The sequence below is a fragment of the Paraburkholderia sp. MM5384-R2 genome, from assembly GCF_014201025.1.
Lineage (GTDB): Bacteria > Pseudomonadota > Gammaproteobacteria > Burkholderiales > Burkholderiaceae > Paraburkholderia > Paraburkholderia tuberum.
Genome location: NZ_JACHDI010000002.1, coordinates 21,274 through 38,248, shown reverse-complemented (window position 1 = coordinate 38,248; position 16,975 = coordinate 21,274). Strand labels below are relative to the sequence as shown.

Sequence of the window (16,975 nt, the reverse complement as noted above, 5' to 3'; positions counted from 1 at the left end):
GAGAACCGGATGGCGATCAACATGAAGGGCGAGGCAGCGGGCGCGAGTTTGAGCGAGGCGCCGTTGCTGTTGCTGCTCAAGGTGCGCACGTTCATCGCGTTGTTCGCGGTGGTGATCTTCTTCTCGTTCGCGGCGCACAATTTCCTGAGCTGGGAAAACCTGCTGATCATGTCGCGCCACGTCGCGCTCAATGCCTTTCTCGCGATCGGCATGACCTTCGTGATCGTGGCGGGCGGCATCGATCTGTCGGTCGGGTCGATCGTCGGCCTGTCGGGCATGGTGGCGGGCGGTTTGATCCTCCATGGCATTGCGCTCGGCGACGAGTACACGCTGTACCTGAGCGTGCCCGAAGTGATCATCGTCGCGCTGCTGACCGGCGTCGCGGTCGGCGCGATCAACGGGCTGCTGATCACGCGCCTGAACGTCGCGCCGTTCATCGCGACGCTCGGCACGCTGTATATCGCGCGCGGCGCTGCGCTGCTGTCGTCGAATGGCGAGACGTTTCCGAATCTGACCGGCGACCCGGACTATGGCACCACCGGCTTTCCGATCATCGGCTCGGCGACGATCCTGGCGATTCCGTTGACGATCTGGCTGCTGGTGGCGGTCGGCGCGCTCGCCGCCTATATCGCCGGACGCACGCCGCTCGGCCGTCAGATCTATGCGGTCGGCAGCAACGAGCGCGCGGCGCAATTGTCCGGCGTGCGGGTCAACCGCGTGAAGATGTTCGTCTATATGTTTTCGGGGCTGTGCGCGGCGATCGTCGGCTTGATCATCGCGTCGGAACTGGTCGCCTCGCATCCGATGAGCGGCGAAACCTTCGAGCTCAACGCGATCGCGGCGGCGGTGCTCGGCGGCACTTCGATGTCCGGCGGGCGCGGCAAGATCGGCGGCACGATCATCGGCGCGTTCGTGATCGGGATCCTGTCGGACGGGCTCGTGATGATGGGCGTCAGCGCGTTCTGGCAAACCGTGATCAAGGGCGTGGTGATCGTCGCGGCAGTCGTCGTCGACCAGGTCCAGCGGCGCGTGCAGCAGCGCTTCGCATTGCAGAAGCAAGCGGCGACGGGGGCCTGAGCGATGAGCGGAGCGAGCATGCAAACCATTTCTAACGGAGAGCGGAACGTGTTCAAAGGCGCGCTGATCGGCTGCGGGTTTTTCTCGCGCAACCATTTGCATGCGTGGCGCGAGATTGGCGAGGCACGCATCGTCGCGCTGTGCGATGCAGACGAAACGCGGCTGCATGCGGCCGGGCGTGAGTTCGGCATCGAGCGTCTTTATTCGGATGCCGCCGCGCTGCTGGAAAGCGAGCAGCTCGATTTCGTCGATATCGCGACCACGGTGGCGAGCCATCAGGCGCTCGTCGAACTTGCCGCGCGGGCCAAAGTCGCGGTGATCTGTCAGAAGCCATTTGCGCGCTCGCTCGACGATGCCCGCGCGATGGTCGACGCATGCAACGAGGCGCGCGTGCCGCTGATGGTTCACGAGAACTTCCGCTGGCAAAGCGCGATCCAGGCGGTCGGCGCGGCCTTGCATCGCGGCGAGATCGGCCAGCCGTTCTGGGGGCGGGTGTCGTTCCGCTCGGGGTTCGACGTGTTCAGCGGCCAACCGTATCTGGCCGAAGGCGAGCGCTTCATCGTCGAGGATCTTGGCATTCATGTGCTCGATATCGCGCGGTTTCTGTTCGGCGACGTAAAGCGGCTGTACGCAAGCACGTCGCGCGTGAATCCGGCGATCAACGGCGAGGACGTCGCGACGATCATGCTGAGTCATGAGCAGGGCGTGACCAGTATCGTCGACTGCAGTTACGCGACGCGGCTGCCGCGCGAGCTGTTTCCGCAAACGCTGATCGAAGTGGATGGCTCGGGCGGCACGCTGCGCCTGTTCGCGGACTACCGGTTGCAGATTCACAACGCTGCGGGAACCGGGATACGCGACGTGAGGCCGCCTGCATTGTCGTGGGCGAGCGCGCCGTGGGAAGCGATTCAGGGCAGCGTGGCCAGCATTCAGTCGCATTGGATCGACTGCCTGCGGCGCGGCGTCGAGCCGGCGACCAGCGGGCGCGACAACCTGGCGACACTCGCGCTCGTCGAAGCGACCTACCTGTCGGCGCGGCAAGGACGCAGCATCGAGATATCGGAGATGTTCGGCGCTGACACGAAGGGGGCGCGGTGAGCGTGGACCTCGCGATGGCCCGATACGGCACCACGCAGGCCAAGGAGCAGGAGCGGCGCGTGCTTGCGGGCCCGTGGTCGGCGCTGCTGGTCGACGGCGCGTTGCGCGAGATCCGTTATCGCGACGTCGAAGTGATCCGCTCGGTCGCGTTCCTGGTTCGCGACAAGGACTGGGGCACCTGTCGTCCGCTGCTGGAGGGCGTCGAACTCGACGAGGACGAGCTCCGCTTTCGGATCGCCTATCTTGCGCAGTGTGCGAATCCTGATGGACAGGTGCTGAACTACGATTTGGGCATCGTCTGCACGGCTGATGGCGTGCTGCGCTTCGACGCATCCGTGACCGCACACGATGCTTTCCTGACGGCCCGCTGTGGATTCTGCGTGCTGCATCCGATCGACGGCGTGGCAGGCGTGCCCGTTCGCGTCGAGCATGGAGACGGCACACGAGAGGAATCCGTGTTTCCGGAACTGATCGATCCATGGCAGCCGTTCAAGGACATCTGCGCGATCGAACACGATCTCGCCTGCGGGCTCACGGTGCGCTGCGCATTCACCGGCGACGTGTTCGAGATGGAAGACCAGCGCAACTGGTCCGATGCATCGTTCAAGACGTACTCGCGACCGCTTGTGTTGCCCTGGCCTTATACGCTGGAAGCGGGCGCCACGGAGCGCCAGAGCGTGACGCTGAGCGTCACGGAGCGGAGTGGCGCCTGGTGGCCGGGCAGCACATGCGCACCGTCGATCCCTGCGCAGGACGACCTCGCGACGATCACGCTCGACCCCGCCCGGGAAGCGGTCGAGACGATGCCGGCACTCGGCATCGCGATTGCCGCAAGCGAGATCGACGCTGCGCTCGCTTATCCCGAGCTGCTGGCCGAGCTGGCCCCGCAACAAATCACGTTGAGCTTCGATCCGGTAGCTGGCCACCGGCTGGCCGAACTGGAGCGGTTCGCGGCATTGCAGCGGCGCGCGGGTGTCGCGGCCGTGCTCGAATACGCGCTGCCGGGCGCCGATGAGCCGCGGCGCGAACTCGATGCGCTGGCCGCGCTGATCGAGGCAGCCGGGTTGCAGATCGTCGGCATCGTCGTCAGCCCGTCCGTGCATCGGCAGTCGAACCCGCCGGGCAGCATCAGCCCACCATGTCCCGCGCTCGACGACGTCTATCGCGCCGCGCGCGCGGCCTTTCCGGGACTCAGGATCGGCGGCGGGATGCTGAGCTATTTCACCGAACTCAATCGCAAGCGTCCGCCGCTGGAACTCGTGGACTGGGTGACCCACGCGACCTGTCCGATCGTCCACGCGGCCGACGATCGTAGCGTGATGCAGACGCTCGAAGCCATTCCACACATCACCCGATCATGTCGCTCGCTGGTCGGGGCGCAGCCGTATTCGATCGGGCCGGTGTCGATCGGCATGCGCCAGAATCCGTACGGCTCGCGCGTGATGCCCAACCCGCGCCGCGAACGGATTGCGATGGCCGGCTTCGATCCGCGCCAGACCGCGCTGTTCGGGGGCGCATGGCTCGCCGGTTACGCGGCGGCGCTGGAAGGTGCGCAGATCGACACATTGACGCTAGGTGCGTTGACGGGAGAGCGAGGTCTCGCAGACGTCAGCGATGGGGTGACGCGGTATCCGATGTACGCAGTGGCCCGCGCGCTCGCCGCTATGTCTGGATCGGACAGGCTCCCTGTCGCCGTCGCGGCGGCGGAGCGCTCCGCGATCGCATGCATCGCCGCGCGAGACCCGCAAGGGCGCATTCGAGTCGTGGTAGCCAATCTGACTGACCGCGCGCGTACGGTGCGACTGACGCTTCGTGGGGGAGGCGTGTCTCTCGACGCGTTGATCAGTGATGAGGAGACGGTGCGAGGGACGGACGTCATGCGGGGGGCCGCGTCGGCGGAGCTTACTCGCCCGGTGTTGCTGCGTCCGTATGCTTTTGTTATCGGGGTGTCTTTCTGACGTTCGTGCATTGTGTGCCAGGAGCCCGCCTGGGCAGCGGAAGGCGTACCGGACCAAACGCTAAGCCGAGGCGATTGTTTAGCACGTGCGGTTCGAGTTCAAGCGTTTCCACGGGGGCAAGGACGACGCGCTTTAGCGAAAAACAGCGAATTCAGTCCTTTCGCATGCGTGCAACCAATGCGAGCAAGCGGGCATTCATTTCCTCAGCCTGCAAATGCGCGTGCCAACCGTGACCAGGAAGCAGCCATTCGAAGCGATACGCGGCCAACTTGCCCAGCGATTCGGTGAGCGCTGTCCACGAGTACCAGCACGCGTCCCTGAACGCGACGAGGTCCTGCTGGCGTGGGCTCCAGGCAAGCGAATCACCCGAGAACAGCACGCGATCATCGAGCTGGTACACGACGCTACCGCGAGTGTGTCCGGGTACAGGGATCGCGCGCACGCCGGCCGCAATGCTCAGTGCTGAACCGTCGTCGAGCAGATCCGTCGCATACGGGGCGGCCGACACGTCCTCGCGGTGAATCCAGACGCGCGCGCCGAATTGACGCGCGTATTTGTCCGCGTCTGCGACGTCGTCACGATGCGACAGCAAAATGTGCGCAATACCGCCAGCGCCGTCAAACCATTTCACGAGTTCCGCCGCATAGCGCGGGGAGTCGATGAGCAGATTGCCTTCCGGACGCGCGGCAAAATAAGAATGTGCGCCAAACGACGACCGTGCGTTGAATCCACAGCGCCACACGCCCGATGTGATCTGCTGCGGAAAGATCGCTGCGTTCGGACGAGGCTGTTTCGTTTCGCTGCGTACCGACGCCGTAGGGCATACGAGTACCGCGCGCCAGGCATCGAGCTGCTCTTCCGGTGTGGCCGGCTGCCGAACGAAGACACTTTTGTCGTTGCGCTCAACAATCAGCCCAGGCGCTACGTGACGAGATGCACCGCAATTGATGCATGCAGTGTCGATGTACCACTCTCCTGAAGCAGAGTCGGTATTACGTATGGGCTTCATCTGATGCTCCCGGGCTGACGTGCGCATCCGCCGGCTCGACGCTCGCTGGCGTCTCGCGGCCGTTGGAGGGATTGTTACACGATCATTGATGTACAGGCGCAAACGGCTCGTTCGTCACGCCCTTGTCCCGCCTGTCTCTGAGCAAACGCGCACTTTCTGACCCACCAGTTAACCCCCGCAACGCGATCATCACGCGCCGGACTGGACGGGACCGCGCAGGAATGAATTCGGCCTGATCGCCGCTCATCGACCCTGTTAGTTTTTGCGTTGATAGCGCCGCCATAGCCTCATGATCACCGTGTAGGCGAGCACTGCCACGATCAGTTCGATAGACAGCCATACCACGAAATACAAATCGCCGGGATCTTCAATACCGAGCCAATCCGAAGCACGCCACCACGCACGCGCTTCGCTTGCTGTCCACTTATTGGATAGCGGGATATAACGAACGGAAATAAAAAACAACCCGATAAACAGCGCGACCTTGAATAGCCTACGGACAAGTGCGGACATCATTCGCTATTTCTCAACGTTGCCTTTTGCCGCGACAGTGCCGCCATAGCCTGATGATCACCACATAGGCAAGCGTCGCCACAAGCAGATCAGCGAGCAGCATGACCGGGATGTATAAATCATCCGGGTCGCGAATGCCAAGCCGATTTGCAGCGTGTAACCACGCAAACGCCTGCCTTTCCGGCATCGGTATAGGGAATGTGTGGACGTAGGGCACGGAAAGGCAGAACAGGCCAACAAATAGCGCCACCTTGAACAGCCTACGGACAAGTGTTGCCATACGTGATGACCTCAATTGTTCCGTAGGCGCGAAGCCCCGAATTGCCGGCAGGAATGGTCATGGTGTGCAGCAGCGCGTTATGGATTCTCAGAAAATCCGTGCGGCTCGGAAGCGTAATACAGCCGAGTGAAATACCTTGGCCACCTCCCGGATGCAACCGGAATTGTCCGCGCTTGACACCACCGATCCATGTCACGTCGTCAATGAGTCCATCATCCCGATACAGTGCGAACCATTCGCGATGATGTACCGCACTCCCAATCGCTGAATTAACTGTGTCCTTTATCGAAGCCCAAGCTTGAGACCCGAAACCGCCAGTGGGCCGGTCTACGATCCAGTATCTTCGGGCAGGGGTCGGACCGTTACTTGGCACAGCCGTGCAGCCACCGCGATTGCGGTATTGATCGTTTCCAGAATACGCGTCGAACGTGCCGACACCGAAAATTGTGAGCGGCGAAAACTGCTCGTTGTTCACCAAAAACTTACCCTGATGGGCCATTGTCACGCCCCCTTATCCGCGCTCATTCCACGAATCGGTGTATTTGATATTGCCATCAAGGTAATGCCACGTGATGCGGTCGTCCATCATGGAGACCGCTTCAACGTGATTGAGTGCGGATGCCTGCGCCAGCCTGGTATTAGCCATGCCGGGGTTGATGCCACACACTTTCACACCTTCGATCGTCATCACGAAATAGACTTCCTCTTTGCCTGCATCGTTGATGCGATACCACTTGATCTCGGCGGACTGCAGCGTTTGCCCCTTCGCCACGGCCTCCTTTTCGAACGCAATCGGCGAGTGCGAGCGCGCGCCGGTAATCTTGCCGTTAGCCGCATCAACTGGCAGATTCACGCCGTGGCTGAAGCTGATAATTTCAATGCTTCCCTCGCGATCCTGAACGGTTGACGAGCCTTTGATGTCTGCGCCGCCATCATCTTTCAGCCACATGTGCAGGAATCGGCATCTTGAATTTTTCCTTGAATGGTTAAATGAGCGCTGCATGGTTACGACCTCATTTTTAATAAGGTATGCGCTACGAACGGACAATTTTTTACCCGGCTACGCAAGCATTTGCAACGGGGATGCTATGCACTATCAATACCTTGACGTGATTTAACAAACATCGGAACTGTGACTGCGATCTGATCGAGCGCAGCGCGCAGGCAAAAAAAGACCCGCGCGATGCGGGTCGGGTGGATGTCCTGCGATCAGGTCTCGGATCGCTGGCGCTTCGCCTTCCTTCGCGGCTTTATCTGCGCCTTGCCTGCGTCCGGGGCGTGCTGCAATGTGCCTGCCGCACAATCTGCGATCCATTGATTGACCTCGCTTTCACGCCAGCGCACGGCCGCCACGCCGACCTTGATGGGTTTGGGGAACTTGCCTTGGGCGATCTTCAGATAGATCGTCGTTCCGGTCAGGCCAATACGCTGCTCGACCTCGGCGCGGCGTAGCAGGCGCTCATTCATGCGCTGCGTGACCTCTTATCGCCGCGAGCCACCGGAAGGGTTGCCAGACCACTGCGATGCCCGCGCCACGAAAGAGTACGGCCTGGCCGAGCTCGACGAAATGCGTGGTGGGCGCGGCGAGCATGACGTTCTGGGCGAACTGCGGCATGCTGCGCTCGAGCGTGGCCATGAAAATGCCCGTCGAAGTGGTGGCGAACAGGTGCAGCGCCGCTCCAGCGAGAAAGAGCGCGACCGATCCTTCAATCGGTACGTGCAGCGCGCCGCGCACGATGAAGGTCACGCCGGCGGGGCCGTTCACGGAACTCGGGGCGGGCAGCCGCTAGCGCGGGCGGCTGCCGTTACGACCAAAAGCGATCTGGATAACAGCTCAGAAAAAACACGCAGCTTTAACCGCTGAAAATGCCCAAAACGGAAGTTATCTGGTTAAATCCCCGAAAGCCAGTCGAGTTCGTCCACATATACCGTCGATGCTCGCGCGCGGCAATCTACCCGCTGTCCAATATAGGGATCGTCAAGACACATGGAGAATCTTCTCGTCGAAATCAGTGCGGGCAGATGGGCCTTCCTGCTGGATATGCTCACCGCGTTCTCGATTCGTCTGGGCGCCGCTGCGGGCATACTGGTGATCGGATGGTGGGTCGCGCGCCGCGCTTCGATGTCGCTGAGCCGGCTTCTTGCGCGTCAATCACGCATGGACGCCACGCTGCGACCAATCCTCTGCGACATCGGCCTGTGGGGCATTCGCATTGTCGCGATCGTCGGTGCGCTGTCGCAGTTAGGCATCCAGACGGCCAGCATCATTGCCGTGCTTGGCGCAGCCGGTCTTGCGGTCGGTCTCGCGCTGCAAGGCACGATGCAGAACATCGCGGCCGGCATCATGCTGCTACTGTTGCGGCCGTTCAAGGTCGGCGACTATATCGAGGGCGGAGCCGGCAGTGTCGCGGGCACGGTCGACGAAGTCAATCTGTTCACCACGCGTCTCACCAAACCCGACGGCATTTGCGAATACGTGCCGAACAGCGCGTTGTGGAGCAATTCGATCCGCAACTTCAGCCGTAATCCGATGCGCCGGCTCGATCTCGAAGTGGAGATCTCGATCGGTGACGATGTGGATCGCGCGCTTGAGGCGCTGCGCACGCTCGCCGCCGCCGACCCGCGTGCGCTCCGCGATCCCGCGCCGCAGGTGATGGTCATCCGCTTCGACGACAGCACGGCGGTGCTGAATATCCGCGTCTGGTCGAACACGGACATGTTCTGGACCATGCGCTGGGAACTCGCGCGCCGGGTGCGTCAAACACTGACCGACGCGCAATGTTCGCTGCCGTTGCGCACCCGTGAATTGCACATCGTGCCGAGCGCGACGGCCGCGTCGGTCACCGGCGCAGCCGCCGGTCAGGCAGAATCATCCGCGATCAGAAAACCGGAGCAGGGGGTGTAGCCCCGGTTCTTCGATCCCGCGGCATAGCGATCGCAGTTGTTCTGCGTTCCTTGCCGCGACAAAACCCTGCATGCAATGTCGTTCACCGCCTGTCCGATTCGCTCGCGACGAGCGGCGGTAGCGGGCAGTCGAGCGTGTCGCAAACGGCGCGGAGCAGCTCTGCTCCACGGACGGTGACCTGCTGCTCCGCCAGGATGCACGCCGCGCAGGCGGCGACGATCCGGCGCTTGATTGCCGGAACGGATTGATTGAGCGTTCGCAGGGCCGCATCGAGTTCGATGAGGGAACGTTTCTCGCGGGGCGGCAAGCGGTGGGTGTGGTCGCCGCCGATGTAGCCGCGCATGCCGGTATCGAAAGCTCGGGCGGCCCGGTCGGGTTCCGGCCGGCCTTCCCAGGCCAACAGCGCTAACAGCGTCGCCACCGGCTGCGCCAGTTTTTGCGGCGAGCTGTGCAAGGGACGCGTCTGACGCTGCGGCAGGAACTGGGCGTCGAGATGGCGATGCAGGACGCAGCGGAGCGTGTACTCGAGCAGGCTCAGCCGCTGGTCGGCGATCATGAGCAACTCGACCTGTGCGCGGAAAGCCTGGTGCTGGCGGTGCGACATCTGCCGCAGGGCTGGCAGCGCCAGATCCAGGAGGGGCAGCCGATGCGTGTCCGGCAGAGCCAGGACTGGGGCGACCATCCGCAAGGTTTCGGCAAAGTCCCGCGGTTCGGCGCCGGCCTTCAGCTGGGCCAGCTGAAGTTCCCGCAGGTCCTCCAGCGGGTCCAGAAGAAGCGCGCAGACTACGGCGCGAGCACTGAACGGCTCCTCGGCGGCAACCCGGAGCGCGTCGGGCATACCGTCGTGCAGTGCCTGGGCGTAGCTCATCACTTCCGGATGGACGTGGCCGACCCGAGACGCCGCTTCCTCGGCGAAGCCCAATACCGGCACCGGCACCTGCGGCAGCCCCGGTAACGTGGGAACCCCGGCGAACGGCGGGACGCGGCTGGGGCGGGTGCCCTTGAGTTGTTCCCGATCGACATCGACCGGTCGCACTTCCGGGAACTGGCCGTCGAACTGGGGATTGAGCCGGCGGATGCGCTCGACGAGGGGCGGGTGGGTGGCCAGCAGTCCGGCGAGCCCCTCGCCGGCGAAAGCGTTGGCGAAAAACATGTGACCAGCCTCGGCGGCCCGGGGGGTGTCGATGCGCGACCCCTCGGCCAGCCCGCCGATCTTCTTGAGTGCTCCGCCAATCCCGTCGGGGTTGCGCGTGAATTGGACGGCGCTAGCGTCGGCCAGGTACTCGCGCTGCCGGGACACCGCTGCCATGATCAGCCGACCGAAGAACGCTCCCACCAGTCCCAGCACAAACACGCCCAGGCCCAGTAGCACCATGCCGCCGCGGGAATCCTGTCTTCCCGACGAGCGTCCGCGGGAAGCGAACATGAGGCTGCGGCCGATGATGGACAACGCCATGATCCCAAAGATCAGGCCGATCAGCCGGATGTTGAGCCGCATGTCGCCGTTGAGGATATGGCTGAACTCGTGCGCCACCACGCCCTGCAGCTCATCACGGGTCAAGTAGTCGAGGCAGCCCTGGGAGACGGCGACCACAGCATCGCCCGGGGCGTAGCCGGCCGCGAAGGCATTGATGCCGGTCTCCGGCAGAACATATACGGGGGGCACCGGCACTCCCGCAGCGAGGGCCATCTCCTCGACGACGTTGAGCAGCCGCTTCTGCCGCGCGTCGGTGGTCGTGCCGGGCACCTCCTTACCGCCCAACATCAAGGCGACGGCCTGCCCGCCAGAAGCGAGCTGGGCCACCTTGAGCGCGCTGGCACCGCCGACCAGGATGCCCACCGCCGGCGCCGCGAGCAGGAGCATGTCAGGTTGCCACCAGGACACTGGCTCGTGAGCGCCATACATGCTGAGCGCCACCAACAGACCGTACACGAGGGCGATCAGAATCAGGATCGCGAGGACGAAATAGACCACCAGCTGGAAGGTCTTGCGCCGTGCCGAATCCTGCTGCTGAAAGAAATTGGTGGCCATGGTCGGCGCGGTTTTGAGAGCGTGAAGCGCACGGAGCCGTGGCGGTTCCGTGTTACCCGAACGACACCTTGGGCGCTGCGCGCTCGGCCTCTGTGGTTTCGAGCAGTGACGCTTCCTTGAAACCAAACATGCCGGCCACCATGACGGCTGGGAAGACTTCGCGCTGGTTGTTGTAGTCGGTGGCGGCGTCGTTGAAGGCTTGCCTGGCGAAGCCGATCTTGTTCTCGGTCGAGCTCAGTTCCTCCTGCAGGGCGAGCATGTTCTGGTTGGCCTTGAGGTCCGGGTACGCTTCGGATAGCGCAAAGAGCCGGCCCAGAATGCCGCCGAGCTGGGCCTCGGCCTCGTTAAACCCCCTGATGGCCGCCGGGTCGCTGGGGTTGGCGGCGACTTTCTGCTCGGCTGCCATCGCGCTGTTGCGGGCCTTGATGACGGCGTCGAGCGTCTCCCTCTCGTGACCCATGTAGCCCTTGACCGCTTCGACTAGGTTCGGAATCAGCTCGTAGCGGCGTTTGAGCTGCACGTCGATTTGGGCGAAGGCGTTCGCGAAGCGGTTCCGGGCGACCACTAGCCCGTTGTAGATGCCCATGAGGCGGAGCGCGAGCAGTAGCCCGACGCCCAGCAGCACGAGCAGGGTGACGACGACGGGACTCATTGGCCGTGACCTCCGACGAGAGGACTGCTGGTTTGGACCATCGCGCGACTATGAAAACAGGATAAGTGAAATGACATTTAATTCAATCAATTCGTCTAACTGTTATAAGACAAAGGGTGCGAATTAAGCGTGTCAGTCGCGCACGGTGAGCACAAATCAAGTGCAGCGGCGAAGGCTCGCAATACGCCGGCGGAAACAACTCCACCAGTCGACCTGCCTTCAGATCGTCGATGAGGTCCAGTCGCGACCTGTAGACAAGGCCTTCCCCGGCTATCGCCCAGCGACGAACTGCATCGGCATCGTCGCTGATGCGATTACCCGTGACTGCCACTGTGCGTTCGCCGCCAGGCGGGGTAAAGCGCCAGATCCGAGACCCTGACCTGGTGGATACCCTGAATCGGCGACATTTTCAGAAATTGCGCTTGCGCCAAAATTCGACTTCCCGCATCTTGTCTAGACAAGACGAAACCGCGATTGGCGCGCTACCGTAATGAAGTTTTCGGCAATCCCAAGGAGTGTGGACATGCAGGCGAAGTGCAGATGGTTGGTCAAGAGTTTGATCGGTGCCGCGTTTGGAGCGGCGGCGCTTGTGGGCAACACCGCCGAGGCGAAGGACTGGACGACAGTGACGATCGCCCTCGAAGGCGGCTACGCGCCCTGGAACATGACGCTACCGGGCGGCAAGCTGGGCGGCTTCGAACCCGAACTCGCCGCTAACCTGTGCGCGCGGGCGCAACTCAAGTGCAATCTCGTGGCGCAGGACTGGGACGGCATGATTCCCGGCTTGCAAGCCGGAAAGTTCGATGTTCTGATGGACGCGATCTCGATCACCCCAGAGCGCGAGAAGATCATTGCCTTCTCGAAGCCGTATGCGTCCACGCCGGCGACCTTCGCGGTCACCGACACGAAGATCCTGCCGACGGCAACCGAAACCCCGGCGTCGCTGAAGCTCGACACCGACGCCAAGTCGAACGCGCCCGCCGTCCAGGCGCTGCGCACGGCGCTCAAGGGCAAGACCATCGGCATTCAGTCGGGCACGGTCTATACGCGCTTCATCAACGAGAACTTCAAGGATGTCGCGTCGATCCGCGTCTACAAGACCTCGCCGGAACGCGATCTCGATCTGTCCAATGGCCGCATCGACGCGTCGTTCGACGATGTGACGTACTACGCCGCAAATGCCGACAAGAAGGAAGCGGTGCCGACGGTGACGGCCGGCCCGAAGATCGGCGGCCTGATCTGGGGGCCGGGCGAAGGCCTCGCGTTCCGCAAGCAGGACGCGGACCTGAAGGCGAAGTTCGACGCGGCGATAACGTCGGCGATTAGCGACGGGACTGTGAAGAAGCTTTCGGAGAAGTGGTTCAAGACCGATGTGACGCCCTGAGCGTCGCTCACAACGTGACCGCGCGCTTCGGCCTGATCCGGCTCGAAAGGCTGATGCCGCGCGGCTTGTTTCGCAGGCTTGGTTGAGGTGGCGTGATGGCTCTTTTCGAAATGCTCGGCTTCGGGACCGATGGCTGGGGCGGCCTGCTCCTGCTCGGTGCGTTCATGACGGTGGTGCTGACGCTTGCGGCGCTCGCGATCGGCGCGGTATTCGGCGCGCTCGTCGCAGCGGCAAAGCTCTCGCGCTTTCGCACGGCGCGCGTGATCGGCGACTTCTACACGACCGTCTTCCGCGGCGTGCCGGAACTGCTTGTCATCTATCTGTTCTACTTTGGCGGCTCGACGCTGGTGTCCTCGATCGGGCAGTGGTTCGGTGCCGACGGCTTCATCGGCGTGCCGCCGTTCGTGATTGGCGCGTTCGCGGTGGGCATGATTTCCGGCGCGTATCAGACGGAGGTCTATCGCGCCGCCGTGCTAGCTGTCTCGCGCGGCGAACTCGAAGCTGCGCGCGCGATCGGCATGCCGACGCTCACCATGGCGCGCCGCATCCTGATTCCCCAGGTGCTGCGATTCGCACTGCCGGGTATCGGCAATGTGTGGCAGTTGAGCCTCAAGGACTCGGCGCTGATCTCGGTCACCGGTCTCGCCGAATTGCTGCGTGCCAGCCAGGTCGCGGCGGGATCGACACACCGGTACTTCCTGTTCTTCGTCGTTGGCGGAGCGCTCTATCTCGCGATGACGGGCGTTTCGAACCGTGTGTTCGGCCGGGCGGAGACGATCGTCGGCCGCTCCTTCAAGCGCAACTTCGCGCGCAACTGACGCAAGGGCGGCCTCATCATGCATATCGATTTCGATTTTCTTCTCGACACGACGCGCCAGCTCGTTGCCGCCGTGCCGACCACGCTGAGCCTCTTTTTCACCTCGCTCGTGCTCGGCGGCCTGCTTTCGCTCGTGATCGTCACGATGCGCGTCTCGCCGCACTGGCTGCCTAACCGCTTCGCGCGCGCCTATATTCTCGTGTTCCGCGGCTCGCCGCTGCTGATCCAGATGTTTCTCGTCTACTACGGGCTCGGACAGTTCGGCGTGATCCGCGAAAGCTTCCTGTGGCCCGTGCTGCGCGAGCCCTACGTGTGCGCCGTGCTCTCGCTCGCGCTGTGCACGGCGGGCTACACCGCCGAGATCATCCGCGGCGGCCTGATGGCCGTGCCGGCCGGGCAGATCGAGGCGGGTCATGCAATCGGCCTGTCGGGCTTCGCGCTGCTGCGCCGCGTGATCGGCCCCATCGCGTTGCGGCAGTGCCTGCCCGCCTATTCGACCGAAGCCGTGCTGCTCGTCAAGTCGACGGCGCTCGCAAGCCTTGTCACCGTCTGGGAAGTGACTGGTGTCGCGCAACAGATCATTCAGCAGACCTATCGCACGACGGAGGTGTTCACGTGCGCTGCGCTGATCTATCTATGCCTGAATTTCCTCGTGGTGCGCCTCATCGGCCTCGTCGAGCGGCGCCTCTCGCGCCATCTGCGCGCCGCGCCCACCGTCGTGCGCCGTCCCGCCACGCAACTCGAAACCCGCCGCGTCGCGTCTTGATCGGCCCATCTTTCCGGAGAATCGTATGAACGCAGTCGCACCGGTCGCCCTGTCCGTGAGGAACATCCACAAGTCGTTCGGCGACCATCACGTGCTCAAGGGCATTTCGCTCGACGCCCACGAAGGCGACGTGATTTCGATCCTGGGTGCGAGCGGTTCGGGCAAGAGCACGTTCCTGCGCTGCCTGAATCTACTTGAGATGCCCGACGACGGCACCGTCGCGCTTGCCGGCGAAGCGCTGAAGATGAAGCGCCGCCGTGACGGCAAGCTCCAACCGGGCGACCGCCGCCAGGTGGACCGCGTGCGCTCGCAGCTCGGCATGGTGTTCCAGAACTTCAACCTGTGGTCGCACATGACGGTGCTGCAGAACCTGATCGAAGGCCCGATGCGCGTGCAAAAGCGCAGCCGCGCCGAAGCGGTCGAGGAAGCCGAGGCGCTGCTCGTGAAGGTCGGCCTCGCCGACAAGCGCGGCCACTATCCCGCACATCTCTCGGGCGGCCAGCAGCAGCGCGTGGCAATCGCGCGCGCACTCGCGATGCATCCGAAGGTGATGCTGTTCGACGAGCCAACTTCGGCGCTCGATCCCGAACTCGTGGGCGAAGTACTGCGCGTCATGCGCACGCTTGCCGACGAGGGCCGCACGATGCTCGTCGTCACGCACGAGATGGGCTTCGCGAAACACGTTTCCAATCGCGTGATGTTCCTGGATCAGGGCCAGGTCGATTCGGACGGCACGCCCGCGGAGGTATTCGGCGAACTGAAGTCGGAGCGCTTCCGCCAGTTCGTGTCGAGCCATCAGGACCGCAACGCACATTGATCCATCGTCGGGGTTCATCATGACCGTCATCCGTACCGGAAGCCCGCTGGACTGGCGCGAAGTCTGCGCCGTCGCGGCAGGCGCACCGCTCGAGCTTTCCGCGCAAGCGCGCGAGCGCATTGGCGCCGCGCGCGCGCTCGTTGAGCAGATCATCGCGCGCGGCATGCGCGCCTATGGCGTGAACACCGGGGTCGGCGCGTTGTGCGACGTGGTGGTGTCGCCGGCCGAACAGCACACGCTTTCGCACAACATTTTGATGAGCCACGCGGTGGGCGTCGGCGCGTCGCTCGGCGCGCAGGAGACGCGCGCGATCATGGCCGCAGCCATCAACAATTACGCGCACGGGCATTCGGGCGTGCGCGTCGAACTCGTCGAGCGGCTCGTCGCGCTGCTCCAGGCCGATTGCCTGCCCGAAGTGCCCGCGCTCGGTTCGGTCGGCTATCTGAGCCACATGGCGCATATCGCACTCGTGTGCGTCGGCGCGGGGCACGTGAACTGGCGTGGTGAGCGCATCAGCGGCGCCGAGGCGCTGCGCCGGCTGGGGCTCGAACCCTTGTCGCTCGAAGCGAAAGAAGGCTTGAGCCTCGTGAACGGCACGCCGTGCGTGACCGGGCTCGCGGCGCTCGCGGTGCAACGCGCGCACCGGCTGCTCGACTGGGCTGACGCCGTGGCGGCGATGAGCTTCGAGAATCTCGGCGGGCAGATGGTGGCGTTCGACGCGGGCTCGCTCGCGTATCGCATCTCACCGGGCCTTGCGCAGGTCGGCGCGCGCATGCGCGCGGCGCTGCTGGGCAGCGGTCTGCTGGCGGCGGCACTCGGACGGCGTACGCAGGATCCGCTCAGCATGCGCACGATTCCGCATGTGCACGGTGCGGCGCGCGATGTGCTGGCTGCGACGGCCGAAGTCGTGAACCGCGAACTCGCCTCGACGACGGACAATCCGATCATCGCCGGCACGCCCGAGGAGCCGCGCGTGTTCTCGCAGGCGCACGCCGTCGGCGCGTCGATCGCGCTCGCCATGGACAGCCTCGCGGCTGCGGTCGCGCAGGTGGCCGCGATGGCGGAGCGGCGTCTCGATCGTCTCGTCAATCCGCTCGTGAGCGGGTTGCCCGCGTTTCTCGCGCAAGCGAGCGGCACGCGCTCGGGCTTCATGATCGCGCAATACACGGCGGCGGCGCTGGTCGCGCAGAACCGCCGCGAGGCCGCGCCCGCGAGTCTCGACGGCGGTGTGACGTCCGGCTTGCAGGAAGATCACCTTTGCCACGCCACGCCGGCCGCGCTCAAGGCGCTTGCCGTCATCGACAATAGCGGCCGCATATTTGGCATTGAACTGCTTGCCGCGGCTCAGGCATACGACCTGCAGCCTATCGCGGCCGAGCGCGCGCCGTATACGCAGGCGTTGTATAGCCAGGTTCGCGCTGTCTTGCCGACCTACCGTGACGACCGTCCGCTTGCGGACGACATGACACGCGCATTTCACATGATCATGGATGATGGTCCGCCGCCGTTGCCCGGCCCGCTGACGGTCCGGCCCTCACGGGATTTCTGCATTCCGGCACCAACGGACTCCGTGGCGGGCAGCGCGGCGGCCTCGGCGAACGATGCTTTGCCCGGGGCGGTCGGTACTTGAGGCTGGCGTCGCGCGGCGCCGCGCAAATCGTTCACGG

General features: G+C 63.8%; 18 protein-coding genes and 1 pseudogene. 9 read left to right on the top strand and 10 right to left on the bottom strand.

Translation table 11 applies throughout. The annotated features are described in order from the left end of the window. The first annotated feature begins 9 nt into the window (after positions 1-9). From HDG37_RS04105 to HDG37_RS04095, 3 genes are read left to right on the top strand one after another with little or no spacing between them, the layout of a single operon-like run. Positions 10-1,077: an ABC transporter permease gene (locus HDG37_RS04105; RefSeq protein WP_184044576.1), complete on the top strand. Its 1,068-nt coding sequence runs from the start codon at positions 10-12 to the stop codon at positions 1,075-1,077. A gap of 18 nt (positions 1,078-1,095) precedes the next feature. After that, positions 1,096-2,175 carry a Gfo/Idh/MocA family protein gene (locus HDG37_RS04100; protein ID WP_184044574.1) on the top strand — a complete coding sequence of 360 codons (1,080 nt, stop codon included), beginning with the start codon at positions 1,096-1,098 and terminating at the stop codon, positions 2,173-2,175. Beyond that, on the top strand, positions 2,172-4,133 hold the full coding sequence (locus HDG37_RS04095) for a hypothetical protein (protein ID WP_311540975.1): 1,962 nt from the start codon (positions 2,172-2,174) through the stop codon (positions 4,131-4,133). The genes HDG37_RS04100 and HDG37_RS04095 overlap by 4 nt, the downstream gene beginning before the upstream one ends. A 151-nt stretch (positions 4,134-4,284) precedes the next feature. On the opposite strand, the gene HDG37_RS04090 is transcribed toward HDG37_RS04095, so the two are convergent. The 7 genes and pseudogenes from HDG37_RS04090 to HDG37_RS04060 form a co-directional block, all read right to left on the bottom strand. Next, positions 4,285-5,142 (bottom strand): MBL fold metallo-hydrolase, encoded by an 858-nt coding sequence (locus HDG37_RS04090; RefSeq protein WP_184045252.1) that lies wholly within the window; start codon positions 5,140-5,142, stop codon positions 4,285-4,287. A gap of 255 nt (positions 5,143-5,397) precedes the next feature. Next, a complete protein-coding gene (locus HDG37_RS04085) occupies positions 5,398-5,655 on the bottom strand; it encodes a hypothetical protein (RefSeq protein WP_184045250.1) in 258 nt (85 codons plus the stop codon). A 13-nt stretch (positions 5,656-5,668) separates the two neighbouring features. Continuing rightward, positions 5,669-5,935 (bottom strand): hypothetical protein, encoded by a 267-nt coding sequence (locus HDG37_RS04080; protein WP_184044572.1) that lies wholly within the window; start codon positions 5,933-5,935, stop codon positions 5,669-5,671. Beyond that, on the bottom strand, positions 5,916-6,434 hold the full coding sequence (locus HDG37_RS04075) for a DUF2778 domain-containing protein (RefSeq protein ID WP_184044570.1): 519 nt from the start codon (positions 6,432-6,434) through the stop codon (positions 5,916-5,918). The genes HDG37_RS04080 and HDG37_RS04075 overlap by 20 nt, the downstream gene beginning before the upstream one ends. Before the next feature lie 12 nt (positions 6,435-6,446). Next, positions 6,447-6,884: a type VI secretion system tube protein TssD gene (locus tag HDG37_RS04070; RefSeq protein ID WP_260332742.1), complete on the bottom strand. Its 438-nt coding sequence runs from the start codon at positions 6,882-6,884 to the stop codon at positions 6,447-6,449. 260 nt (positions 6,885-7,144) lie between these two features. After that, a complete protein-coding gene (locus HDG37_RS04065) occupies positions 7,145-7,402 on the bottom strand; it encodes an AlpA family transcriptional regulator (protein ID WP_184044568.1) in 258 nt (85 codons plus the stop codon). Continuing rightward, positions 7,395-7,682: pseudogene (locus tag HDG37_RS04060) on the bottom strand (hypothetical protein); the annotation flags it as partial. The gene HDG37_RS04065 and the pseudogene HDG37_RS04060, both read right to left, overlap by 8 nt. A gap of 240 nt (positions 7,683-7,922) precedes the next feature. On the opposite strand from HDG37_RS04060, the gene HDG37_RS04055 reads away from it, so the two are divergent. After that, the gene (locus HDG37_RS04055; protein WP_184044566.1) at positions 7,923-8,840 is read left to right on the top strand and encodes a mechanosensitive ion channel family protein; all 918 of its coding nucleotides are present in this window, start codon (positions 7,923-7,925) and stop codon (positions 8,838-8,840) included. Between the two features lie 82 nt (positions 8,841-8,922). Here the strand turns inward: HDG37_RS04055 and HDG37_RS04050 are convergent, their stop codons facing one another. The 3 genes from HDG37_RS04050 to HDG37_RS40245 form a co-directional block, all read right to left on the bottom strand. Next, positions 8,923-10,872 carry a M48 family metallopeptidase gene (locus HDG37_RS04050; RefSeq protein ID WP_184044564.1) on the bottom strand — a complete coding sequence of 650 codons (1,950 nt, stop codon included), beginning with the start codon at positions 10,870-10,872 and terminating at the stop codon, positions 8,923-8,925. Between the two features lie 52 nt (positions 10,873-10,924). Beyond that, positions 10,925-11,524, bottom strand: coding sequence for a LemA family protein (locus HDG37_RS04045; RefSeq protein ID WP_184044562.1), 600 nt, complete (start codon positions 11,522-11,524; stop codon positions 10,925-10,927). 82 nt (positions 11,525-11,606) lie between these two features. Further along, positions 11,607-11,891: a hypothetical protein gene (locus HDG37_RS40245; protein ID WP_409259959.1), complete on the bottom strand. Its 285-nt coding sequence runs from the start codon at positions 11,889-11,891 to the stop codon at positions 11,607-11,609. A 156-nt stretch (positions 11,892-12,047) separates the two neighbouring features. On the opposite strand from HDG37_RS40245, the gene HDG37_RS04035 reads away from it, so the two are divergent. From HDG37_RS04035 to hutH, 5 genes are all read left to right on the top strand, one after another. Then, the gene (locus tag HDG37_RS04035) at positions 12,048-12,908 is read left to right on the top strand and encodes a transporter substrate-binding domain-containing protein (RefSeq protein WP_184044560.1); all 861 of its coding nucleotides are present in this window, start codon (positions 12,048-12,050) and stop codon (positions 12,906-12,908) included. 95 nt (positions 12,909-13,003) lie between these two features. Next, positions 13,004-13,726, top strand: a complete 723-nt coding sequence (locus HDG37_RS04030) for an ABC transporter permease (protein WP_184044558.1) — start codon at positions 13,004-13,006, stop codon at positions 13,724-13,726. 18 nt (positions 13,727-13,744) lie between these two features. After that, positions 13,745-14,491 (top strand): ABC transporter permease, encoded by a 747-nt coding sequence (locus HDG37_RS04025; RefSeq protein ID WP_184044556.1) that lies wholly within the window; start codon positions 13,745-13,747, stop codon positions 14,489-14,491. 25 nt (positions 14,492-14,516) lie between these two features. Next, positions 14,517-15,308 carry an ABC transporter ATP-binding protein gene (locus HDG37_RS04020; protein WP_184044554.1) on the top strand — a complete coding sequence of 264 codons (792 nt, stop codon included), beginning with the start codon at positions 14,517-14,519 and terminating at the stop codon, positions 15,306-15,308. A 19-nt stretch (positions 15,309-15,327) separates the two neighbouring features. Beyond that, positions 15,328-16,938, top strand: coding sequence for a histidine ammonia-lyase (hutH, locus tag HDG37_RS04015; RefSeq protein WP_184044552.1), 1,611 nt, complete (start codon positions 15,328-15,330; stop codon positions 16,936-16,938). Positions 16,939-16,975: the final 37 nt, after the last annotated feature.